The 23945-nt window shown below is 68.4% G+C and carries 18 protein-coding genes; 9 read left to right on the plus strand and 9 right to left on the minus strand.

Annotation, left to right across the window (positions count from 1 at the left end):
* Positions 1–318 precede the first annotated feature (318 nt).
* The 3 genes from IE178_RS33075 to thyX all read right to left on the minus strand — a co-directional run bounded on the left by IE178_RS33075 (position 319) and on the right by thyX (position 4023).
* Positions 319–2004 (minus strand): ribonuclease J, encoded by a 1686-nt coding sequence (locus IE178_RS33075; RefSeq protein WP_184764229.1) that lies wholly within the window; start codon positions 2002–2004, stop codon positions 319–321.
* 151 nt (positions 2005–2155) lie between these two features.
* Positions 2156–3058: a 4-hydroxy-tetrahydrodipicolinate synthase gene (gene dapA, locus IE178_RS33080; RefSeq protein ID WP_184764228.1), complete on the minus strand. Its 903-nt coding sequence runs from the start codon at positions 3056–3058 to the stop codon at positions 2156–2158.
* Between the two features lie 212 nt (positions 3059–3270).
* The gene (thyX, locus tag IE178_RS33085; RefSeq protein ID WP_318280381.1) at positions 3271–4023 is read right to left on the minus strand and encodes an FAD-dependent thymidylate synthase; all 753 of its coding nucleotides are present in this window, start codon (positions 4021–4023) and stop codon (positions 3271–3273) included.
* A 173-nt stretch (positions 4024–4196) separates the two neighbouring features.
* On the opposite strand from thyX, the gene IE178_RS33090 reads away from it, so the two are divergent.
* Together IE178_RS33090 and IE178_RS33095 are read left to right on the plus strand one after the other, a co-directional pair.
* Positions 4197–4436, plus strand: a complete 240-nt coding sequence (locus IE178_RS33090; RefSeq protein ID WP_184764227.1) for a hypothetical protein — start codon at positions 4197–4199, stop codon at positions 4434–4436.
* Positions 4437–4551: 115 nt separating this feature from the next.
* The gene (locus IE178_RS33095) at positions 4552–5109 is read left to right on the plus strand and encodes an SCO5741 family PH domain-containing membrane protein (protein WP_193514815.1); all 558 of its coding nucleotides are present in this window, start codon (positions 4552–4554) and stop codon (positions 5107–5109) included.
* Between the two features lie 34 nt (positions 5110–5143).
* Here the strand turns inward: IE178_RS33095 and IE178_RS33100 are convergent, their stop codons facing one another.
* The 6 genes from IE178_RS33100 to eccD all read right to left on the minus strand — a co-directional run bounded on the left by IE178_RS33100 (position 5144) and on the right by eccD (position 12306).
* Positions 5144–5587: a tetratricopeptide repeat protein gene (locus IE178_RS33100; protein WP_184764225.1), complete on the minus strand. Its 444-nt coding sequence runs from the start codon at positions 5585–5587 to the stop codon at positions 5144–5146.
* Positions 5588–5602: 15 nt separating this feature from the next.
* Positions 5603–6355 (minus strand): 4-hydroxy-tetrahydrodipicolinate reductase, encoded by a 753-nt coding sequence (dapB, locus tag IE178_RS33105; RefSeq protein WP_184764224.1) that lies wholly within the window; start codon positions 6353–6355, stop codon positions 5603–5605.
* 25 nt (positions 6356–6380) lie between these two features.
* The gene (locus IE178_RS33110; RefSeq protein ID WP_193514816.1) at positions 6381–7760 is read right to left on the minus strand and encodes a M16 family metallopeptidase; all 1380 of its coding nucleotides are present in this window, start codon (positions 7758–7760) and stop codon (positions 6381–6383) included.
* Positions 7757–9979: a polyribonucleotide nucleotidyltransferase gene (locus IE178_RS33115; protein WP_184764222.1), complete on the minus strand. Its 2223-nt coding sequence runs from the start codon at positions 9977–9979 to the stop codon at positions 7757–7759. The genes IE178_RS33110 and IE178_RS33115 overlap by 4 nt, the downstream gene beginning before the upstream one ends.
* Positions 9980–10338: 359 nt before the next feature.
* Entirely contained in the window at positions 10339–10626 is a 288-nt protein-coding gene (gene rpsO / locus IE178_RS33120) for a 30S ribosomal protein S15 (protein WP_004924725.1), read from the minus strand.
* A 210-nt stretch (positions 10627–10836) separates the two neighbouring features.
* Entirely contained in the window at positions 10837–12306 is a 1470-nt protein-coding gene (gene eccD / locus IE178_RS33125) for a type VII secretion integral membrane protein EccD (protein WP_193514817.1), read from the minus strand.
* 165 nt (positions 12307–12471) lie between these two features.
* On the opposite strand from eccD, the gene eccCa reads away from it, so the two are divergent.
* The 7 genes from eccCa (at position 12472) to IE178_RS33160 (ending at position 23415) form a co-directional block, all read left to right on the plus strand.
* The gene (eccCa, locus tag IE178_RS33130) at positions 12472–16437 is read left to right on the plus strand and encodes a type VII secretion protein EccCa (RefSeq protein ID WP_193514818.1); all 3966 of its coding nucleotides are present in this window, start codon (positions 12472–12474) and stop codon (positions 16435–16437) included.
* 79 nt (positions 16438–16516) lie between these two features.
* Positions 16517–17026 (plus strand): DUF2563 family protein, encoded by a 510-nt coding sequence (locus IE178_RS33135; protein ID WP_184764219.1) that lies wholly within the window; start codon positions 16517–16519, stop codon positions 17024–17026.
* Between the two features lie 56 nt (positions 17027–17082).
* Positions 17083–18579 carry a WXG100 family type VII secretion target gene (locus tag IE178_RS33140; RefSeq protein WP_318280382.1) on the plus strand — a complete coding sequence of 499 codons (1497 nt, stop codon included), beginning with the start codon at positions 17083–17085 and terminating at the stop codon, positions 18577–18579.
* Positions 18580–18612: 33 nt separating this feature from the next.
* Positions 18613–20004 carry a type VII secretion-associated serine protease mycosin gene (gene mycP, locus IE178_RS33145; protein ID WP_193514820.1) on the plus strand — a complete coding sequence of 464 codons (1392 nt, stop codon included), beginning with the start codon at positions 18613–18615 and terminating at the stop codon, positions 20002–20004.
* 61 nt (positions 20005–20065) lie between these two features.
* Entirely contained in the window at positions 20066–20497 is a 432-nt protein-coding gene (locus IE178_RS33150; protein WP_193514821.1) for a hypothetical protein, read from the plus strand.
* Positions 20498–20506: 9 nt separating this feature from the next.
* Positions 20507–22762 (plus strand): hypothetical protein, encoded by a 2256-nt coding sequence (locus IE178_RS33155; protein WP_193514822.1) that lies wholly within the window; start codon positions 20507–20509, stop codon positions 22760–22762.
* Positions 22762–23415, plus strand: a complete 654-nt coding sequence (locus IE178_RS33160) for a hypothetical protein (protein WP_193514823.1) — start codon at positions 22762–22764, stop codon at positions 23413–23415. The genes IE178_RS33155 and IE178_RS33160 overlap by 1 nt, the downstream gene beginning before the upstream one ends.
* Positions 23416–23945: the final 530 nt, after the last annotated feature.

The raw sequence follows: 23945 nt of genomic DNA on the forward strand, positions 1-23945 counted from the left end.
GCTTCCTTTGTACTCACCCTCTCGGGCTTTCCTCCGGGCGCTTCCCTTCGGTCTTGCGTTTCCGACTCTATCAGATCTTTCCGATCCGATTTCCTCGATGCTTTCCAGGTTCCCGCTTTCGCGTTTCCCTTTCCGGCGGCTCCGACTTTATCAGAGATTCTGAGTCGGATTTCCCGTCCCTTCCGGGGACTGGTTCCGACGCACGAGGTGGTCGGGTGCCCGATCGGGGGGAGCTGTAAACGTACTGGAGCGGGGCGCCTCGATGCAAATCGAGGCGCCCCGCTCCCTGTTCGCTCGTACGTGGGTCCCGACGGACCGTCAGACCTCCACGACCACGGGCAGGATCATCGGCCGGCGCCGGTAGGTGTCGGAGACCCACTTGCCCAGCGTGCGGCGGATGAGCTGCTGCATCTGGTGCGGTTCGACGACACCGTCCTGAGCCGAACGCTCCAGGGTCTCCGTGATCTTCGGGATCACGTCGCCGAAGGCGGAGTCCTCGATGCCGGAGCCTCGGGCCTGGACGTGCGGGCCGCCCGTGATCTTGCCGGTGGACGAGTCGATGACCACGAAGACCGAGATGATGCCCTCGTCGCCGAGGATCTTGCGGTCCTTCAGGGCGGGCTCGCCGACATCGCCGACGGAGAGGCCGTCGACGTAGACGTATCCCGCCTGGACCTTGCCGGAGATCTTGGCCTTGCCCTCGATGAGGTCGACGACCACGCCGTCCTCGGCGATGACGATCCGGTCGTGCGGGACGCCGGTGAGGGCGCCCAGTTCGGCGTTGGCCCGCAGGTGGCGCCATTCGCCGTGGACCGGCATCAGGTTCTTCGGGCGGCAGATGTTGTAGAAGTACAGCAGCTCGCCCGCGGAGGCGTGACCGGAGACGTGCACCTTGGCGTTGCCCTTGTGGACGACGTCGGCGCCCCAGCGGGTCAGGCCGTTGATCACGCGGTACACCGCGTTCTCGTTACCGGGGATGAGCGACGACGCCAGGATCACGGTGTCGCCGTCGACGATGCGGATCTGGTGGTCGCGATTGGCCATGCGGGACAGGGCCGCCATCGGTTCGCCCTGGGAGCCCGTGCAGACCAGGACCACTTCGCTGTCCGGCAGGTCGTCCAGGGTCTTGACGTCCACGACCAGCCCCGGCGGGACCTTCAGATAGCCGAGGTCGCGGGCGATGCCCATGTTGCGGACCATGGAGCGGCCGACGAAGGCGACCCGGCGGCCGTACTCGTGCGCCGCGTCCAGGATCTGCTGGATGCGGTGGACGTGGCTGGCGAAGCTGGCCACGATGATCCGCTTGCGGGCGCCGGCGAAGACCTGGCGCAGGACGCCCGAGATGTCGCGCTCGGGCGGGACGAAGCCCGGGACCTCGGCGTTCGTCGAGTCGGAGAGGAGAAGGTCGATGCCTTCCTCGCTGAGCCTGACGAACGCGTGCAGATCTGTGAGGCGGTTGTCCAGCGGCAGCTGGTCCATCTTGAAGTCGCCGGTGTGGACGACCATGCCGGCGGGGGTGCGGATGGCCACGGCGAGGGCGTCGGGGATCGAGTGGTTGACCGCGACGAACTCGCAGTCGAAGGGGCCGATGCGCTCGCGCTGTCCTTCCGCCACCTGAAGGGTGTACGGGCGGATGCGGTGCTCCTGCAGCTTCGCCTCGATGAGCGCGAGGGTGAGCTTCGAACCGATCAGCGGGATGTCCGGCTTCTCGCGCAGCAGGAAGGGGACGCCGCCGATGTGGTCCTCGTGGCCGTGGGTGAGGACGATGCCCTCGATGTCGTCGAGGCGGTCTCGGATGGACGAGAAGTCCGGCAGGATCAGGTCGATTCCGGGCTGCTCCTCCTCGGGGAAGAGCACTCCGCAGTCGACGATCAGCAGACGGCCTCCGTACTCGAAGACCGTCATGTTCCGGCCGATCTCGCCGAGACCGCCGAGCGGGGTGACGCGCAGGCCGCCGTCGGGGAGCGGCGGGGGCGGGCCGAGTTCAGGGTGCGGATGACTCAAAAGACTCTCCTCACCACGCGCGCCACGTACCGGTGGGGCACGTGGCGCGCATGACGTTCGTGCAAGCAGTTGTCGTTGTGGGGCGCGGGCACCGGTGGCCCGCTTATTCAGTTGTGAAGTTCATCTGCGCGAGCTGTCGCGCGAAGTCTGGTTACTGAAGCTGTACCCCGCCGGCAGCAAGATCGATCTTGAGCTGCTCGATCTCTTCCGGCGTGCACTCGGCCATGGGGGCGCGCAGAGGGCCGGAGGGGAGACCCTTGAGGGCGAGCGCCGCCTTGGCGGTCATCACGCCCTGGGTGCGGAACATGCCGGTGTAGACGGGGAGCAGCTTCTGGTGGATCTCCGTGGCCTTCTGGACGTCTCCCGAGGTGTACGCCTCGATCAGGGCGCGCAGTTCGGGAGTGACGAGGTGGCCGACGACCGAGACGAAGCCGACCGCTCCGATGGAGAGCAGCGGCAGGTTGAGCATGTCGTCGCCGGAGTACCAGGCGAGGCCGGAGCGGGCGATGGCCCAGCCGGCGCGGCCGAGGTCGCCCTTGGCGTCCTTGTTGGCGACGATGCGCGGGTGCTCGGCGAGACGGACGATCGTCTCCGTGCTGATCGGGACGCCGCTGCGGCCGGGGATGTCGTAGAGCATGACCGGCAGCTCGGCGGCGTCGGCGACGGCCGTGAAGTGCCGGTAGAGGCCCTCCTGCGGGGGCTTGTTGTAGTACGGGGTGACGACCAGGAGGCCGTGTGCTCCGGCGCGCTCCGCGGCGCGGGCCAGCTCGATGCTGTGACGGGTGTCGTTGGTGCCGACTCCGGCCACTACATGGGCACGGTCGCCGACCGCCTCCAGGATCGCTCGTACGAGATCCGATTTCTCCGCGTCGCTGGTGGTCGGGGACTCACCGGTGGTGCCATTGATGACCAGGCCGTCGTTGCCTGCGTCCACCAGGTGGGTGGCGAGCCGCTGTGCGCCGTCGAGGTCGAGTGCGCCGTCCGCCGTGAAGGGCGTGACCATGGCGGTGAGGACCCGCCCGAAGGGGGTCTGCGGAGTGGAGGTCGGAGCCATGGGCTACACGCTACTCGTTGCTCAGGTCGGGGTCTTCCCTCGGGGGAGGCGACAGGCTGGGGCAACGGGCGAGCCCGGTACTGCCTGCTCGGGGGTTCAGGCAGTACCGGGCCCGTTTGATCAGGCTAGATGAACTTCGCGAAATGCCGCAATACGGACACTTCGCCCGGCTGATCCGTACATGTGTGCTCGGCGGCGAGAACGGAGGCTGCTTACGGGGCCACGCGTCCGTTGGCGTTGAAGGCGGCGTACGTGAGCGGCATGAGCCGGGCCCACTCGGCCTCCATCTTCTCGCCGACCATCTCGATCTCGCGCTGCGGGAAGGACGGGACCTTCGCCTGCTCGTGCTGGGTGCGCAGGCCGAGGAAGTGCATCAGCGAGCGGGCGTTGCAGGTGGCGTACATCGAGGAGTACAGGCCGACGGGGAGCGCCGCGCGGGCGACCTCGCGGGCGACGCCCTCGGCCAGCAGCTTCTGGTAGGCCGCGTAGGCCTGCTGGTAGGAGTCACCCAGCACGTTCCGGACGGTCGAGTGCTGTGCGGGAGTGCCCTCGACGAAGACGTACTTGCCCGGGCGTCCTTCCTGGACCAGCTTGCGGGACTCGTCGGGGACGTAGAAGACCGGCTGCAGCTCGCGGTAGCGCCCCGACTCCTCGTTGTACGACCAGCCGACCCTGTGCCGCATGAACTCCCGGAACACGAAGATGGGCGCGCTGACCAGGAACGTCATGGAGTTGTGCTCGAAAGGGCTGCCGTGCCGGTCCCGCATCAGGTAGTTGATCAGGCCCTTGGAGCGCTCGGGGTCCTTCTGCAGCTCCCCGATGGACTGCTCGCCCAGGGTCGAGACGCGGGCGGCGAACAGGACGTCCGAGTCCGAGGCGCTGGACTTCACCAGCTCGACGGTGACGTCACTCCGCAAGGTGACGTCGGGGTGCGGTGACGGCTTGGGATCGTCGGCGGAGGTCAAGAGGGTCCTTCCCATCGCAACTGCAGGGCGGCGCCCACTCTACGGGGCGCCCCCCGCGGTGAGGGCAGTGCCCTGCCGTGACGAAATTTGCGGATGTGGGCACCTTTTCGGGCGTCCGTTCGTCTGTGTCGGTGACAGTGATCCGTTCGATCCCGAAGGGGGAAACACCACTGATGTTCCGTCGGCGTGAACCCGTGCCGTTCGCCTTTCTCGCCGAGGCCGACAGGTTCCGCAGCAATGTCACCCCGCCGCCCCGCGAGCGGGCGTCCGTCAGCCACATGGCCGGGCGCTGGCTGCTGGGGCTCACTCTCGTCGCCGGGCTGGTGGGTTCCCTGGTCGTCGGTATGCCGGCGCTGTCCACCGGCCCGTCGGGCGCGGGGACACAGCAGTCACAGGCGTCCGAAGGACGCTGAGCCACCCCGGTCGTCGGTACCGGCACCATCCGGGGCCCCCGATGGTGGTGACCGGGGACACAGATCGGTAGCCTCACCGGGCACAGCCCATGCATGGATCGAGTGAGGACCAGCCGTGCCCCTGCCCTTCCTGACGGCCGACCGCGCTTTCGACACGGCGGACGATGTCGCCCTGCCGCATGACGACCGGGACCGCTGGCGGCGTCCGTACCGTCCCGGTCCGTGGCGCGTGGGGGCGGCGGCGCTCCTGCTGCTGCTCGCCTCGTTCGTGCTGTTCGCCGCGGTGATCATCGCGGCGACGCAAGCGCTGTCGTCCGCCGGGACGGTGTTCGCCATCGCGTTGGTCGCCGTCGCCGGGGCGCTGCGGCTGCTGCGCATGGGTGTGTGGGTGAGCGCGCGGGGGCTGCGCCAGGTGGTCTTCCTCACCACGCGGACGACGCCCTGGGAGCAGGTCGGCGTCGTGCGCACGGTGCAGCAGCCGGTGCGCTGGCTGGGGCTGCCGCGGACGGTGCAGGGTCAGGCGCTGGTCCTGACCCGGCAGGGGCGTTCGGCACAGCCCGCGCCGCCGCTGCTGACCTCGCACAACGCGGACTTCCTGGGCCGGGACCAGCTGGCCTTCGACCGGGCGGCCGACTCCGTGGAGGCCTGGGCCGCCGAGTACCGGCGCCACTGAGCTCCGAAGGCCTGCGCCGACGTGAGGGGAAGCGTCAGGGGGCGGTCTTGTGCAGGCTGATCGCCCGCTGCATCGCCTTGCGGGCACGCGGGGTGTCGCGGGCGTCGTGGTAGGCGACGGCGAGCCGGAACCAGTTGCGCCAGTCGTCGGGGGCGTCCTCCGTCTCGGCCTTGCGCCGGGCGAAGACCTCGTCGGCCGAGTCGCGGTCGACCCGGCCGCTGGGCAGGCGCTTCAGCTCGTCGACGGGCAGTCCGCCCTCGGCGTCGAGTGCGGCGGCGAGCCGGTTGGCGTCGCGGACGAACTCCGTGTTCTTCCACAGGAACCACACCCCGATGACCGGCAGGATCAGCACCGCGACGCCGAAGGTGACGGTGAGGGGCGTGCCGGTCTCGATGAGCAGCACGCCACGGCTGCCGACCAGGACGAAGTAGACGACCAGGACGGCGGCCGTGAGGGCGTAGGAGATCTTCGCGCGCATGGGGTCGGCTCGGGCTCAGTTCAGGTCGAGGAAGTGTTCCAGGCCGAAGGTCAGGCCGGGAGTGGTCACCACGCGGCGGGCGCCGAGCAGGATGCCCGGCATGAAGCTGCTGTGGTGCAGGGAGTCGTGGCGGACGGTGAGGGTCTCGCCCTCCGCGCCGAGCAGGACCTCCTGGTGGGCGAGCAGGCCGCGCAGCCGGACCGCGTGCACCGGGACACCGTCGACGTCGGCGCCGCGGGCGCCGTCGAGGGCCGTGGTCGTGGCGTCCGGGGCGGGGGCACTGCCGGCCCGGCGGCGGGCCTCGGCGATGAGCTGGGCGGTGCGGGTGGCGGTGCCGCTGGGGGCGTCCACCTTGTTCGGGTGGTGCAGCTCGACGACCTCGACGGACTCGAAGTAGGGGGCGGCGATCTGCGCGAACTTCATGGTGAGCACGGCGCCGATGGAGAAGTTCGGTGCGATGAGCACACCCGTCTCCGGGGACTGGTCGAGCCAGCCCTTCAGCTGGGCGAGGCGGTCGTCGGTCCAGCCGGTGGTGCCGACGACGGCGTGGATGCCGTGGCGTACGCAGAAGTCGAGGTTGCCCATGACCGAGGCGGGAGTGGTCAGCTCCACGGCGACCTGGGCGCCCTTCTCGGCGAGCGTCTCCAGCTTGTCGCCCCGGCCCAGGGCGGCCACCAGCTCCATGTCGTCGGCGGCCTCGACCGCCCGTACCGCTTCGGAACCGATCCGGCCCTTGGCACCGAGGACCGCCACGCGCAGCTTGCTCATGTTCGTTGCTTCCTTACCGGGTGGGTCAGGCGACGGCGTCGTGCAGCCGGGACGCCTGCTTGTCCTTGAGCGGGCCGATGACCGACAGGGAGGGCCGCCGTCCCAGGATGTCGCGGGCGACCGAACGGACGTCGTCCGGGGTGACCGAGGCTATCCGGGCCAGCATGTCGTCGACGGACATCTGCTCGCCCCAGCACAGTTCGCTCTTGCCGATACGGTTCATCAGCGCGCCGGTGTCCTCCAGGCCGAGAACGGTGGAGCCCTGCAGCTGGCCGATGGCGCGCTCGATCTCGTCGTCGGGCAGTCCGTGCTCGGCGGCCTGGTCCAGTTCGTCGCGGCAGATCTTGAGCACGTCGTGCACCTGGGAGGGCCGGCAGCCGGCGTACACGCCGAACAGGCCGCAGTCGGCGAAGCCCGAGGTGTACGAGTACACGCTGTAGGCCAGTCCGCGCTTCTCCCGGACCTCCTGGAAGAGGCGGGAGGACATGCCGCCGCCGAGGGCGGTGTTGAGCACGCCGAGCGCCCAGCGCCGCTCGTCGGTGCGGGCCAGGCCGGGCATGCCGAGGACGATGTGCGCCTGCTCCGTCTTGCGGCCGACGACCTCGACGCGGCCGGCGGTGCGCAGGGAGCGTCGGCCGTCACGCGGGGCGACCGGCTCCGCATCGGGGTTCTTGAACGCCCCGGCCTTCTCGAAGGCGGCACGGACCTGGCGCACGACCTTGTTGTGGTCGACGTTGCCGGCGCAGGCGACCACCAGGTGGGTGGGGTCGTAGTGCTTCTTGTAGAAGCGGCGGATGCGGTCGGCGGTGAGGGCGTTGACCGTGTCGACCGTGCCGAGGACCGGGCGGCCGAGGGGTTTGTCGCCGAACATGGTGTGCGCGAACAGGTCGTGCACGCAGTCGCCCGGGTCGTCCTCGGTCATCGCGATCTCTTCGAGGATGGCGCCGCGTTCTACGTCGACGTCCTCCTCGCGGATCACCGAGCCGGTGAGCATGTCGCACACCACGTCGATGGCGAGCGGCAGGTCGGTGTCGAGCACGCGCGCGTAGTAGCACGTGTACTCCTTGGCCGTGAACGCGTTCATCTCGCCGCCGACCGCGTCGATGGCGGAGGAGATGTCCAGGGCGGACCGGCTGGCGGTGCCCTTGAAGAGCAGGTGCTCGAGGTAGTGGGTGGCGCCGTTCAGTGCCGGGGTCTCGTCGCGGGAGCCGACGTGGGCCCAGATGCCGAAGGTCGCCGAGCGGACCGAGGGCAGGGTCTCGGTGACGATGCGCAGACCGCCGGGGAGGGTGGTCTTGCGGACCGTGCCGATGCCGTTCACGCCCTTGATGAGGGTTTGGGTACGGGCGACGGCCCGCGCCTCCGAAGAGGTGCGGGCCGTCGCCTTGGAGCCATGGGACGTCACTTCTCGGCGTCGTCCTTCTTCTCGTCGTCGGAGCCTTCCTCGCCCTCGATCACGGGGATGAGGGAGAGCTTGCCGCGGGAGTCGATCTCGGCGATCTCGACCTGGACCTTGTGGCCCACGCCGAGGACGTCCTCGACGTTCTCCACGCGCTTGCCGCCGGCCAGCTTGCGGATCTGCGAGATGTGCAGCAGACCGTCCTTGCCGGGCAGCAGGGAGACGAACGCACCGAAGGTGGTCGTCTTCACGACCGTACCCAGGTAGCGCTCGCCGACCTCGGGCATCGTCGGGTTGGCGATGCCGTTGATCGTGGTGCGGGCGGCCTCGGCGGCAGGGCCGTCGGCGGCACCGATGTAGATCGTGCCGTCGTCCTCGATGGTGATCTCGGCGCCGGTGTCCTCCTGGATCTGGTTGATCATCTTGCCCTTGGGGCCGATGACCTCGCCGATCTTGTCGACCGGGATCTTCACGGTGATGATCCGCGGCGCGTTCGGGGACATCTCGTCCGGCGTGTCGATCGCTTCCATCATCACGTCGAGGATGTGGAGGCGGGCGTCACGGGCCTGCTTCAGGGCGGCGGCCAGGACGGAGGCCGGGATGCCGTCCAGCTTGGTGTCGAGCTGGAGCGCCGTCACGAACTCCTTGGTGCCGGCGACCTTGAAGTCCATGTCGCCGAAGGCGTCCTCCGCACCGAGGATGTCGGTGAGGGTGACGTAGTGCGTCTCGCCCTCGATCTCCTGGGAGATCAGACCCATGGCGATACCGGCGACCGGTGCCTTCAGCGGCACACCGGCGTTCAGCAGCGACATGGTGGAGGCGCAGACCGAGCCCATGGAGGTCGAGCCGTTGGAGCTCAGCGCCTCGGAGACCTGGCGGATCGCGTACGGGAACTCCTCGCGCGTCGGCAGGACCGGCACGAGGGCGCGCTCGGCGAGGGCGCCGTGGCCGATCTCGCGGCGCTTCGGGGAGCCGACGCGGCCGGTCTCGCCGGTGGAGTACGGCGGGAAGTTGTAGTTGTGCATGTAGCGCTTGCGGGTCACCGGGGAGAGGGTGTCCAGCTGCTGCTCCATGCGGAGCATGTTGAGGGTGGTGACACCCAGGATCTGGGTCTCGCCACGCTCGAACACCGCGGAACCGTGCACGCGCGGGATGGCCTCGACCTCGGCGGCCAGGGTGCGGATGTCGGTGACACCGCGGCCGTCGATGCGCTTCTTCTCCTTGATGACGCGCTCACGGACCAGGGTCTTGGTCAGCGAGCGGTACGCGGCGGAGATCTCCTTCTCGCGGCCCTCGAACTCCGGCAGGAGCTTCTCGGCGGCGAGCGCCTTGACGCGGTCCAGCTCGGCCTCGCGCTCCTGCTTGCCGGCGATGGTCAGCGCGGAGGCGAGCTCCGGCTTGACGGCGGCGGTGAGGGCCTCGAGGACGTCGTCCTGGTAGTCCAGGAAGATCGGGAACTCGGCGGTCGGCTTGGCGGCCTTCGCGGCGAGGTCGGCCTGGGCCTTGCAGAGCACCTTGATGAAGGGCTTCGCGGCGTCCAGACCGGCGGCGACGACCTCCTCGGTCGGCGCCTCGGCGCCGCCCTCGACCAGCTTGATGGTCTTCTCGGTGGCCTCGGCCTCGACCATCATGATCGCGACGTCGCCGTCCTCGAGGGTGCGGCCCGCGACGACCATGTCGAAGACGGCGTCCTCGAGCTCGGTGTGCGTCGGGAAGGCGACCCACTGGCCGCGGATCAGCGCGACGCGGACGCCGCCGATCGGGCCGGAGAAGGGCAGACCGGCCAGCTGCGTGGACGCGGAGGCGGCGTTGATCGCCACGACGTCGTACAGGTGGTCGGGGTTGAGCGCCATGATCGTGGCGACGACCTGGATCTCGTTGCGCAGGCCCTTCTTGAAGGACGGGCGCAGCGGACGGTCGATGAGGCGGCAGGTGAGGATCGCGTCCTCGGAGGGCCGGCCCTCACGGCGGAAGAAGGAGCCGGGGATCTTGCCGGCCGCGTACATCCGCTCCTCGACGTCCACCGTGAGGGGGAAGAAGTCGAGCTGGTCCTTGGGGTTCTTGGAGGCGGTGGTGGCCGACAGCACCATGGTGTCGTCGTCCAGGTACGCCACGGCGGAGCCGGCGGCCTGCTTGGCCAGGCGGCCCGTCTCGAAGCGGATGGTGCGGGTGCCGAAGGAGCCGTTGTCGATGACGGCCTCGGCGTAGTGGGTCTCGTTCTCCACTAGCGTTTTCTCCGTTACTTGTCGTCTTTCGTCCCTCCACGCCCGTGTGGCGGGGGGACGGTGGCGGAGAAGCGCTCCACTGGTGCGGGCCGGTCTTCGATCGAAGCACCCGGGGTTCACTCTCCCGGGGGCCACTACCGAGGACCGGCGGCGGCGAGGTGCGCTTCTCCTCGTGCGTCGGACGTCGGGTGACGTCCTTGGTGACGCCCATGGGTCGCATACCCGATGCGGCACGGGTCATCACGCTGAGTCGTACCTCTTGCGTTGTGCTACCACACTACAAAGACGCGGTGACACTCCGCACGTACAGCAAAAGGAGCGGTCCCCTTGTCCCAGGGAACCGCTCCCTCCACGGCGTCTTACTTGGCGCCCGCCGCACCGCGGCGGATGCCGAGGCGGTCGACCAGCGCACGGAAGCGCTGGATGTCCTTCTTGGCCAGGTACTGCAGCAGCCGGCGGCGCTGACCGACCAGGATCAGCAGACCACGACGGGAGTGGTGGTCGTGCTTGTGGGTCTTGAGGTGCTCCGTCAGGTCGGAGATCCGACGGGACAGCAGAGCGACCTGGACCTCGGGGGAGCCGGTGTCACCCTCCTTGGTACCGAACTCGGAGATGATCTGCTTCTTCACTGCGGCGTCGAGCGACACGCGTACTCCTCATAGTCTGTGAGTGGCCACCGAGTGCCCCCGGTCTGCGTCTCGGGGGGTCTTCCATGACTCGGAAGGCGGGGATCCGCTGGGCGCGGCCTCCAGGGCGAGGACTCGCTCCGGGGGTGCGTACACAAACGGCCGTCAGTCAGGGTACCAGGGCATCGACTGCCCTCGGTCCGGCCCCCGCCCCGCCGGGCGCCGACCGTCTCAGCCGGTCAGGGAGCGGACGGTGCTGAGGACTCCCAGCGCGGCCAGGCACAGCGGCACCAGGGTGAGCAGGACGGCCGACTCGGTGAGGTCGAGGAAGCGGCCCCAGAAGGGGGTGAGTCCCTTGCGGGGGACGACGAGGCCGATGGCGGTGATCAGCGCGGCCCCGGCCGCGACGGCCGCCGACAGCCAGATCGTACGCAGGTCGAGTGCTCCCCTGTCGCCGTGCAGGACGAACTCGGTCAGTGCCTCGGCCGGCGGGTTCAGCACCAGTCCCAGCAGCAGGAGGGCGATGGCGCCGATGCCGGCGACGAGGGCACAGGTCACCTGGGACGTGTAGCGGAACAGACGGGCGCGGATCAGCATGGACAGCCCGGCGGCGAGCGCCAGCGACTGGCCCCAGACGTTGTCCGAGAAGCCCAGGACCGCTGCGGACACGACGACGACGGCCGACGTGCCGCCCACCAGTCCCAGGAGCAGTTCGTGGCCGCGCCGCGCCTGGGCGGCGATGCGTTCCGCGTCGAGGGCTTCGGCGTCCGGCGTGCGGGACGGGTCCGCGTCGAAGTCGTCCTGGAGGGCGGAACGCGGGGCCGCGTAGCCGATGGGCAGCCGCGCGAAACGCGCGGACAGCCCGGGCAGGAAGGCGACCAGCCCGATCGCGCAGGGCGCGCACACGGCGGCGGCGGCGCTCGCGGAGGCCTCGGCGGCGACGGTGACGAACCCGGCCAGGGTGCCCACCGCCGCGACGAAGGCGGCGGCGACGAAGGGAGCGTCCGATCCGGGGGCGAGGGCGAGCAGGGTCACCGAGGCCACCAGCACGGCGGCACAGCCCAGCATGAACTGCAGCCTGCCCGGCCCGTGTCCGGCCGGGGCGGCCACGATCCCGGACCCGGCGACGAGAAGCAGGGGCAGGGCGCCCAGGCCCAGGGCGACGGACGCGGCCCGGTCGCCGTACACACGCGCGCGGACACCGGCGAACGCGGTCACCAGGAGGCCGAGACCTCCAGCGACGACGCCCGGCAGGGCGTGCATGTCGTGCCGCACGGGGTCGGCGGACCACAGGGCGAACGCGAGCAGCAGCAGAAGCAGGGCGCCGCCGGTGAGTCCCGCGGCACGCAGCAGGTCGTCGCTCCACAGGTGCCGGTCGCGCACGACCGCGGAGGCGACCGCGTCCGGCACGTCGTCATGGACGGCGGGCGGCAGCGAGTGGGCGAACGGCCGCAGGCTCAGGACCTCCCCGTCGAGGACCCGCTCCTCGGCGAGCGTGCGGGAGCCTTCCAGTACCCTGCCGTCACGCCGCACCAGGTGGTACCCCGTCGGTGTGCCGACCGGCTGGGTCTGGCCCGTCAGACGCAGGATCTCCGGGTAGACGTCGGCCACGGGGATGTCCACCGGGAGCGCCACGTCGATACGGCTGTCGGGCGCGACCACCGTCACTCGGCAGAACCCCGTCGCCGTGGTCGTACTCACCTTCACTGCCCCCCTGCTTCGCGGATGCGCACGCTGCCGGAGCGCAACCCTACCGACACCCCGTGTCGGTGACGCCACGTAGGATCACCGCAGTGCGAGGGACGACCGTCACCACGGGGGTGCGGTGTGCCAACCGATCGCTCGTACGGGGGGATTGAGGCCTCGGTGAGCCAGATCGTCATCAAGCGCCCACCACGCACCCTGCCGCCCGAAGTACCGTCGGACGAACTGCAATTGGAGCCACCTCCGGAACTGCCGCGCGGGCAGCAGGAGGGCATGCTGATGCAGGTGTTGCCGACACTCGGCATGGGCTCGTCGGTGGTCTTCTACTTCGCCTCCCCCAACGCCCACCCGTTCATGCGGATCATGGGCGTGGTCATGCTGGTGTCGACGGCCGCGATGGTCGTCGCCCAGATCGTCCGCCATCGCCGGGGTACGCAGGGGCAAATGGCCGATGTGCGCCGGGACTACCTGCGGTATCTGGCGCAGACCCGGCGCAGGATCCGCACGACGGCGCGCCGTCAGCGCGACGCGCAGTGGTACCTGCATCCCGCACCGGACCAGCTGTGGGCGGTGGTCGCCGAGGGCAGCCGGGTGTGGGAACGCCGTCTCGGCGACGCCGACTTCGGGCAGGTGCGGGTCGGTCTGGGACCGCAGCAGCTGGCCACGCCGCTGGCCGCCCCGCACACCGCTCCGGTCGACGAGCTCGAGCCGTTGTGCGCCGGCGCCATGCAGCGCTTCCTGTCCGTGCACGCCCAGCTGGAGGGCCTGCCGGTCGCCGTGTCGCTGCGCGCCTTCTACCACCTGACGGTCTCCGGTGACCCGGACAGCGCGCAGGCCGCCGCCCGGGCCCTGGTCGCCCAGGCCGCCACGCTGCACTCCCCCGAGGACCTGGTGCTCGCCGTGGTGACCGCTCCGGGCGCCGTGGGCCGCTGGGACTGGACGAAGTGGCTCCCGCACTGCCAGCTGCCGGGTTCCCTCGACGGGGCGGGTACGCGCCGCCTCTTCGGGGACGACCTCGGTGAGCTGGAACAGCTGCTGGCGGACCGGCTCGAGGGCCGTCCGCGCTTCAGCCGGGACGGGCAGCCGCTCCTCGACCAGCCGCACGTCCTGATCGTCCTCGACGGCGGCATGGTCCCCCCGGCCTCCGCCTTCGCGGCCGCGGAGGGCCTGCAGGGGGTGACGGTCGTCGAGGTCGTCCCCGGCGAGCTGGACCAGCCCCGCGGGGACCTGTCGATCGTCGTACGTCCACAGCGGCTGTGGCTCGACTCCGGTGCCGGTGTCGCCTACGAGGGGGAGCCGGACGGGCTGTCGCTGCCCGCCGCGGAAGCGCTCGCGCGGCAGCTCGCACCGTTGCGCCTCGGTGGCGGGGACGACGACGAACCCCTGCTCGCCAACCTGGACTTCACCGAGCTGCTCGGCCTGGGAGACGCGGCGACGGTGGACGTCGGACGGACCTGGAGGCCGCGGTCGACTCCGGAGCGCCTCAGGGTGCCGATCGGTGTCGGCGAGGACGGCCGGCCCGTGATGCTGGACCTCAAGGAGGCCGCGCAGGACGGCATGGGCCCGCACGGCCTGTGTGTGGGCGCGACCGGCTCCGGCAAGTCCGAACTGCTGCGCACCCTGGTGCTGGGCCTGGCGGTCACCCATTCCTCCGAGACGCTGAACTTCGTCCTGGCGGACTTCAAGGGCGGCGCGACGTTCGCCGGCATGTCCCGGATGCCGCACGTCGCCGCCGTGATCACCAACCTCGCCGACGACCTCACCCTCGTCGACCGCATGGGCGACGCGATCCGCGGCGAACTGCAGCGCCGCCAGGAACTGCTGCGCGCCGCGGGCAACTACGCCAACATCCACGACTACGAGAAGGCGCGCGCCGCCGGAGCTCCGCTGGAACCGCTGGCCTCGCTCGTGCTCGTGATCGACGAGTTCAGTGAGCTCCTCACCGCCAAGCCGGACTTCATCGACATGTTCATCCAGATCGGGCGCATCGGCCGGTCGCTCGGCGTGCATCTGCTGCTCGCCTCGCAGCGCCTTGAGGAGGGCCGGCTGCGCGGTCTGGACACCTATCTGTCGTACCGCATCGGTCTGCGGACCTTCTCGGCCGCCGAGTCGCGTGCGGCGCTCGGCGTGCCGGACGCGTACCACCTGCCGTCCGTGCCCGGTTCGGGGTACCTGAAGTTCGGCACGGACGAGATGGTGCGGTTCAAGGCCGCGTACGTCTCGGGGCCGTACCGCGCGGGCGCTCCCGAGCCCGGCAGGAGCGCGCTGCCCGTCGAGCGGCGGCCGGCGCTGTTCACCGCCACACCCGTACCTGTGGTGTACGCGGCCCCGGACCCGGACCGGGTGCCCGCTCCCGGCCGGCGGCAGGAGGAGGACGACGCCCTGGCGGACACCGTGCTGGACGTCGTCGTGCAGCGGCTGGAGGGGCAGGGCGCGCCCGCGCACCAGGTGTGGCTGCCGCCGCTGGACCGGGCACCGGCGCTGAACGAACTGCTGCCGGCCCTGACCGTCTCCGCCGAGCGCGGCCTGCACCCGGCGGAGTACGGCCGGCCGGGCGGCCTGGCCGTTCCCCTCGGCCTGATCGACAAGCCGTTCGAGCAGAAACGGGAGATCCTCTACCAGGACTTCTCCGGAGCGGCGGGCCACATGATGGTGGTCGGCGGCCCCCAGTCGGGGAAGTCGACCCTGCTGCGCACCCTGATCGCCGCGTTCGCTCTGACCCACACACCGCACGAAGTGCAGTTCTACGCCCTGGACTTCGGCGGCGGCGGTCTCGCCGCGGTCGCCGACCTGCCGCACGTGGGCGGTGTCGCGTCGCGCCTCGACCCGGAGCGCGTGCGGCGTACGGTCGCCGAGGTCGCCGGCGTCCTCAACCGCCGCGAGCACTTCTTCCGCGTCAACGGCATCGACTCCGTCGCCACCTACCGCCGGCGTCGCGCGGCGGGCGATCTGCCCGGCGAGCCGTGGGGAGACGTCTTCCTCGTCATCGACGGCTGGGGCGGCTTCCGCAACGACTACGAGGGCCTCGAGGGCGTCGTCAACGACATCGCCGCCCGGGGCCTGGGGTACGGCGTTCACGTGGTCCTCTCCGCCTCGCGCTACATGGAGGTGCGTGCGGTGCTCAAGGACCAGATCCTCGGTCGGCTGGAGCTGCGCCTCGGTGACGCCATGGACTCCGAGTTCGACCGCAAGGTGGCCCTGAACGTGCCGACCGGGGTGCCGGGCCGTGGTCAGGTTCCCGCCAAATTGCACTTCATGACGGCGATGCCGCGGATCGACTCGTCCCCCATCCCGGAGGACCTGGCCGACGCCACGGCCCAGCTGGTCCGGGCGGTCAAGGACAGCTGGCAGGGCCCTCCGGCCCCCACCGTGCGCCTGCTCCCCCGCAAGCTGCCCGCCGATCAGCTGCCCAAGGGGTTCGAGTTCCCGCAGCACGGCATCGCGATCGGCATCGACGAGGCCAACCTGGAGCCGGTGTTCATCGACTTCGAGACCGACCCCTTCTTCCTCGTCTTCGGGGAGAGCGAGTCCGGCAAGACCAACCTGCTGCGTCTGATCACCCGACAGATCGCGGAGCGCTACACCCCGGCCGAGGCACGGATCGTCGTCGGCGACTACCGGCGCACCATGCTGGAGGCGGTGCCGGACACCCACCTGCTGGAGTACGCCCCCATGGCGTCGGCCATGCAGGTGCACATGGACGCCGTACGCCAGTTCATGGAGAAGCGGGCGCCCAAGCCGGACATCACACCGCAGCAGCTGCGGGATCGCAGCTGGTGGAGCGGCCCGCAGCTGTTCATCGTCGTCGACGACCACGAGCTGGTCGCGACCAACTCCGGCAACCCGCTGTCCCAGCTGGTGGAGCACCTGCCCTTCGCGCGTGACGTGGGCGTCAAGTTCGTCATCGCACGCAGCTCGGCCGGCGCGTCCCGCGCGATGTTCGAGCCGTTCATGCAGCGGATGAAGGAACTGGGCGCCCAGGGCGTGGTCCTCTCGGGGGACCCGAGCGAGGGCGACATCCTCGGCCATGTGCGCGCCCGGCCCATGCCGCCGGGACGTGGCGTGTTCGTCTCGCGCAAGCGCGGTACGCCACTGATTCAGGTGGGCTTGCTTCCGCAACGGCATTAGGGTGATCGACTGAGCTCCGACCCACGTCCTGTGACGCGGGTCGAGGCGGTGGAACGGGGAGAACGGGGAGGCGACCGGGGTGAGTTCGAACGGGGGCGGCGGTACGGGCGGCGTCCCGGACACGGGGAAGGCCTTCGACACGCTGTCCGGGGTGAACCCTCAGATGGCACTGGACATCCAGCACAGCGCCATGAAGAGCTTCAAGAAGCGCGTCGACGAACTGCTGCGCGAACTGGACGAGTCCGAGGCGGCCCCGACCAGGGTCGGCCAGGACCGCCTCTCACGCGCCCAGTTGGGTTCCGCGGATTTCAAGGAAGCACAGTTCCTCTACGACTCGTACGCCGTCGTCCACGACGAACTGGAGAACCTCTCCAAGGCGCTCGGCGCGCAGATCGAGGGCATGGGCCTGGCGGTGCACGCGTCCCGGGTGGGTTACGAGAACCTGGACGCCGACATCAAGGCGCGGATGAAGGCGGTCAACGCCGAGGCGGAGAAGTATTACGTCGTGGGGCGGGATCCGTATGCGGAGCGGCCGAACCAGAACGCCGACACACCCGGATCCGCATCCGACAAGGGGGCGACCTACTGATGGGAGAGCAGGCGCGCCGCGGAACGCCGCGACCGGCCCGTACGGACTTCGAGTCCATGACCCACGAGCAACTGGCGGCGCTGCTCGACTCGGCGAGCCCTGAGGGGGCGTCCCAGCTCGCGGCCAAACTGTCCAAGGCCTCGTCGACGATCACCAAGATCGGCGACGACCTCATGACGTACGTCAAGGGGTTGGAGTGGCAGGGTGAGGGCGGCGACGCCTTCCGTGACTGGGGTGGGCAGAGCGCGGCCGCGACGCTGCGTCTGGGCGAGTACGCCGAGGTGGCGTCGCGCTGGATGGCGACGGTGGCGCAGGCGGTCGCCGAGGCCAAGGCGGCGCTGCCCGACACCTCCGAGACCACCCGGGCCGAGGCGGACCTCGCCGACGCGAGGAAGACGCTGGCAGCGGCCCAGGACCCCGGTGCCCGCAACGATCCCGAGGCCCGCAAGCTGGCACAGACGGCCCAGTCCGACGCGGCGGCGGCGCAGCAGCGGATGGAAGCGGCGCGCGCGGAGGCCGTGCAGCAGCTGCGGAAGCTGGCGCAGACGTATGAGTACTCGGCTTATCAGGTGAACAGCGTGCCGCCGCCTACGTTTGCGCCGCCGGCCGATCACCTTGGCGAGAGGGAGTGGCGGCAGTCGGACCAGCACGCTGTTGCCGTGCCCGGGGGTTCCTCGGCGGCGACCGCATTTTCCTCCGGGACGAGTGGATTCGAGGAGCGTACCGGGGCGCCCGCCTCAATACCGACGGGCTCATACGTGGCTCCCTCCGAGGGCTCTCCGACACCTGGCAGGGAGCCGTCACGCCCTGCCACGATGGAGATCGACAGCGTGACCGCTCTGCCGGACACTCGATCTCCTTCTCCCACCAATGCGCCGACACCGCCGACCGGCATCGGCTCGCGTCCCGATGCCATGCAGCAACCGGCTGTCGTCCCTCCTGGCCCGCTGGGCCGGTTGAGTCCTCAAGGCTCACTCGGACCTCAGCAATTGCCGTCGGTCACTCGGCCCCCTCTGCTGCCGGGCCAGGGAACTCCAGGCGGAGGCCGCCTCCGTGTGCCTGGAGAGACTGGGATCATCGGGGGACGTCCGGTGCCGCCCGGTGGGGGCAGGCTGTCAACCGGCATTCCTCAGGGAACGGTGATCGGCGGCGAACGACGTGCACCGCAGGCGCACGGGCCGATGGGGCGTGTTCTCCCTCCTGGCACTCCGGTGGCCGCAGGCCCGCCCTCCGGGCAGAGCAGTACGGGCGGAACGCGACGCCTCGCGTCCGAAGCCGGCGGTGTGTTCGGCAACCGGCCGGCTCAGCCGGCGCGCACCGGGTCGCGGCCGTTCACGCCCGGCGGCGCCGGCCTGGTACGCCCACCGGGCGCCAGCGAGCCGGCGCACGGCTCGGCGTCCGGTCGCACCGGCGGCAGCACCATCGCACCCCATCAGCAGGTCCCTCGCCGGGATACTCGGCAGGACCAGAGTCAACGACCGGACTACCTCGCTGAAGAGGAAGAGACCTGGGTTCGCAGGGATTCCCGAGCGGTTCCGCCGGTCGTCGACTGAGAGCCCCGATCACGTCAGCACATAGGAAGGCACATGCGCAGCAGGAGCAAGCGAACGCGGCGGCCTCTCTCGGTGGCATCGGCTGCTCTCGGCCTGCTGCTCGTCGGCATTGCCGCCACACCCGCCCACGCCGAGTCGGTACGTGACATGCAATGGCACCTCGACGCCATGCATGCCGAGGAGATGTGGAAGATCAGCAAGGGAGAGGGCGTCACCGTCGCAGTCATCGACTCCGGCGTCGACGACTCCCTTGCCGACCTGAAGGGTCAGGTCCTCGACGGCAAGGACTATTCCGAGCAGCGTGGTGACGAGCACACCGACATCGACGAGCACGGAACGTCCATGGCGGCACTGATCGCAGCCACAGGCGCACGAGGACCCCAGCAAGGCTCCTACGGCCTTGCGCCAGCCGCCAAGATCCTCCCCATTCGTATGCGCTACGCCACGGAGAACTACGGCCAAGTCGACAACAAGGCCGAGTACTCACGCGTTCTGACGAGGGCGATCCGCTACGCGGCGGACACCGACGCCCAGATCATCAACATCTCCATGGGCAGTTCCAACGCACCAGGCAGGAAGAACGTCGGCACGCCGGAACTCGCCTCTGCGGTCCGCTACGCCATCGCGAAGGGCAAGCTGATCTTCGCCGCCGTCGGCAACAGCGGCGACGAGTCGAACCTTGCGGAGTACCCAGCTTCCACACCGGGCGTCGTAGGAGTCGCGGCGGCGGACAAGAACGGCAAGGCGCTGGAGACCTCTCAGAGCGGTCCGCAGGTTGACCTCACTGCCCCCGGTGAAGACATCATCAACGCCTGCCTCGAAGGTACTCAGGTCTGCACAGGAAGCGGCACCAGTGCCTCGACAGCGCTGGCCTCGGCCTCGGCTGCACTCATCTGGGCCCAACATCCCGACTGGACCAACCACCAGGTACTCCGGGTCATGCTGAACACCGCAGGGAAGGCCAACAGCGGCGCGCAACGCACCGACTTCATCGGCTACGGCATCGTCCGTCCCCGCATCGCGCTGAAGAACCCGGGGGACCCAGGCCCTGCGAACGAGTTCCCCCTCCCCGACCTGGCCGCAGCCGCCTCGGAGCCTCCGTCGGCCGAGACGTCCCCATCCGCAGGCGCGGGGGGCCACGACTCCGTGACCGACAAGTCAAAGCCCGCGACTGCCGCCTCGGCCGACAGCGACGGCGTCGGTCCCTCGTGGGTCGCTCTGGGCGTGGCAGCTTCGGCGCTTCTCGCGGCGGCCGTCGCCATACCTGCACTCCGTGCCCGCCGCCGGCGCTCGACCCCGGTGCCGGCGGCCCCGCTCCTCCCTCCGCCGTACCCGCCCTACGGGACCCCGCAGCAGCCCCCGGCCTACGGGTCACCACCAGGACACATGACTCCCCCGCCCGGGAGCGGCCCCGGTCAGGGCTGACGTCCCTGAGGGCTGCACACACAGGAAGATCAGTCGTCAGCGACAGCGTGAAGGAACCGACGTGTCATTCGACGAGATGTGGGGCCAGGCCCGTAGCGACGCAGTCGCGCGGCAGCAGAGCAGCATGCGGCTGAACCAACTCGCCGCTTCCGGAGGTGGTGGTGCCGGCGGCAGGGACTACGCAGTGACGTCTCCGGACCTGAAGGCAGTCGGGAACGAGGCACAGGAGCTGTATCACGGCTTGGAGGCGGGCGCGTTCCACGCCGGGGCCAACACCCATACCGCCGCGACCAGTCTGGACGAGGACGGCTTCAGGACCGGCTCGGCCATGTGGACCGCATGGGACACCTGGCGCTCTCAGGCAGAAGCCCTCCTCAGCGCCTGCGCTCACATCCACAACCACCTGGAGGACACCGTCGTGACGCATGCCAAGCACGAGGAGACTCTGGTCACCAACCTGTCCGTCGAGCAAATCAACAAGCACTTCAAGTAAGGCTGCGCCGTGCTGGACTTCGACAAGCTTCTCAACGCCCGCCTGGGCAGCCTCAAGAACGCCGTCGACGACTGGACCGAGACGGTCAAGAAGCTGGAAAAGCTGGAAGAGCAGGCCGCCAAGGGCCTGTTGAAGAAGGCAGGCCAAGCCGACTGGGCGGGCGAGAACGCCGGCATCACGTTGCCTTTCGTGAAGAAGACCGCCAAGGAGTTCGGAGACGCGGCGAAGGAAGCTCAGAGCATCCGGAACGTCCTCCGCGACGCACTGGCTGAGTTCAAGGCCGCGAAGAAGGCTCTCCAGGACGTCGTCGACGCTGCGCACGGCAAGGGACTTCACATCGCCCCGGACGGCGCCGTCGGCTACCTGGTTCACCCGGGCCGCCGCAGCAAGGACTTTTCCGGGCCGGACCCCTCTGCAGCGGACTTCGAGAAGGCCAGGAGTGACATCAAGGCAGCCCTGGACAAGGCCAACGATGCGGACGAGATCGCGTCTCGGGCCTTGCGGGCCTTGGTGGGCAAGGACAAGCACAACTTCTCCGGCACGGACTACGACTCGCTCAAGCAGGCGGGCAAAGTGCAGGATGCTCAGGACGCCAGGGCGGCTGCCAAGATCGTCGCCAAGGGGGACGACGCCTCACCCGAGGAGATCGCCCGCCTGAACAAATACTTCAAGGACAACAGGGGCGACCAGTACTTTGCCGAGCGCTTCGCCCTTGCGGTGGGAGTCAAGGGCAACCTTGAGTACTGGGCGGACATGGGGGACCCGAGCGACGGTTCCCGGCTGGGAATGGACCACGCCAAGAAGATCAAGGAGCTCCAGGAGAACTGGAGCCTGACGCTGGCCGCCGCGACGCACTCCGACAGTGCAGAGATGACTCGCTGGAAGTCGGAGATGATCAAGGCCGGCGATGACATCATCCAGACCAGAGGGACATCGGCGTACGGCTTCCAGGTGATGAGCAACCTCATGCGCGACGGCAGCTACGACAAGAAGTTCCTCCAAGGCTTCGGAGACGCTGTCGTCGTCGCAGAGCGACGCATGACCGGGGACGGACGGATCCCACCAGGGCAGGCCTGGAGCTCAGGGCTGGCCATGACTCCCAAATTGAACTGGGATGGGAAGGACACGGGATCGGACCCCATGGCCGGCTTCATGGAGGCCCTCGGCCACAATCCGGACGCTTCACTGGACTTCTTCAACCGTTCGACGAAGCTGGACGATGAGAAGCTCAGCAACTGGGACTACTTCGTGGGCCAGGGGAAAGACGCCCGCACATGGCCAGTGGACGGGGATGGCAAGCCGCAAGGGTACGCCAACCTTGGTCATGCCCTTGAATCAGCCACTCTCGGCTACGCCTACGATGCGGCAGATCCCAGCATCCCCCCGTTGAAGACCGAGCAACAGATCGAGTCCCGAGAAGCCAGGACCGAACTGATGTCGAAGATCGTGAGCAACTACAACTCTGCCGATGTGATCGACAAACAGCCCGGGATGATGGAAAGCCTGTCGAGGATGGCGGCAGGCCACATCGACAGTCTCAACTACTCGGCCGCTGATTTCGGTGGCAGCAGTGATAGAAACGGCCGCGATGATCGCTTCGGTCACGAGAAGAACCATCTCGTCGACTTTGGCCCCACGCAAACAACGAACTTTCTACGAGCACTGGCCGGGGACGAAGAGGCATACAACACGCTTTCTTCGGCGCAGCAAGCCTATGGAACCAGCGTCATGGCCGCTCAGGGTGACGACCACGGCGATGTGAAGCGCGTCGCGATGCACAGCATCATGATGCATGGAACGCTCGACCAAGCCCGTTTCGAAAGCATCGGTCAGGAGTTCGCAGATCAGAAGGAGGCTGCGAACCGAGAACTTGAAAAGCAGGGAGCCTGGCGCACCTTCGCCGCAGGCGCCGTTATCGGCACTGCCGTAGGAGTGGCCTCTGAGCTCATCATCCCCACGCGTGCCGCTGCAGCCATCGCCGTTCCCCTTGCTTTCGAGGTGGCTGGCGGAGCAGCAGAGACGTATATGTCGAACCAGACACTCGACTGGCTGAAAGAGAATGAGTTCGACAATAAGGATGAGGCCCTCGAAGGCATCGAAAAGGCGAAATCCACTGGCCAGCATAACGCCATGATCCCACTGCTTAATTACGCAGAGACACAAGACTTGTCCGAAGATGACATCTGGGACCTCTCCGCAGAGGCGGAAAGATTCTACAACGACGGCCGTGACCGCAGCGATACCAAGGATATTCGAGGTTACTGATGAAGCGAATCGCCGCCATCCCTTTGATTCTGGCTTCCCTTGCTTTTCCAGTAACATCGTGTTCGACCGGAGCGGGCGAACCGCATTCGGCTCCTGACGGCTGCGAGGAAGTACTCGGCTCCTCTGGGATCAAGTGGGTAAATGACCACGCGACCGGAGACGCCGGCGAGACCATCGAAAGATCTGCAATGAGCCTGAAGGAGAGTCGCGAAGAATACCTCGAGCAGATGGAGTCCTGGGACCCTGAGGGCACCCATTGGTCTTCTGAGCTCTGCACCATGAGGAAGTTCACTTCAGGGAAGAACGCGGTATTGAGGATAGAGTTCGGCCCTTCCTCAACCCCCTTTGATTTCGACACGAAGGGCAGCGAAGGAACCACCGAACTCGTGAATGCCGACGTGAAACTTCATCAGGTGAAGGAGCGGGAGATAACTCACTACGGTATCTACGTCAAGTGTAAGATGCCGGGCACTCCGCCGCATCAGGCGACCCGGACACCACTCGCAGGTGTATTGACCGACACCCTGACCGAGGGCACGACCGCTGACGCCCATGTCACCTACTTGTTGCGATCCACGCGGGCAGTGGTAAAAAGCCTGCAGTGTGAGAACAAGCCTGCAGTACCCGTCAATTTCCGCACATCGAAGCAGTAGGCCTGTCCGACCGATACTGAGGTTGGAACTACCGATGTCACGCTTGCTGATTGAATCCGCCACTTCGAGGGGCAGGGCGACCTAAGCCCAGCGAGGGCAAAGAAGGGCCCTGTTCAGGTACTGTCCGTGTCCGAGAACCGGGCGGTCGATCTCGGAGTAATATCATTTACTCCTGCCGGCGGAGAATTCCTGGGACGAGTTTCCGGAATAGCTACCTCTTGGAGGCAAGCAATGGTGAGATCGAAATCCGAAAGCGCCCGCCTACAGAAATCCTGATCCTGGCTGTTGATGCGCTTGACCATATCTGCGAAAGCAGGGCCTGCGAGCCCCTGAGCTTCAATAATGACCCTACTGGGGAAAAGTACCCAGTTTCTCCTTGTCCTGTCGAGCGTCCACTCGACTTGAGTATGGGCATCCCTCACTACGCCCCCGATGAGCCGCGCCGTACGCTCACCAGGAGCCTTGTATCGCCATTTCATGTGCGGCACCTGAAGGTAGCCGTGAACGGGGTTCGACCCCGCAGAAAGCCC

The sequence above is a fragment of the Streptomyces griseoloalbus genome, from assembly GCA_014650015.1.
In the GTDB taxonomy this organism is placed as follows: domain Bacteria; phylum Actinomycetota; class Actinomycetes; order Streptomycetales; family Streptomycetaceae; genus Streptomyces; species Streptomyces griseoloalbus.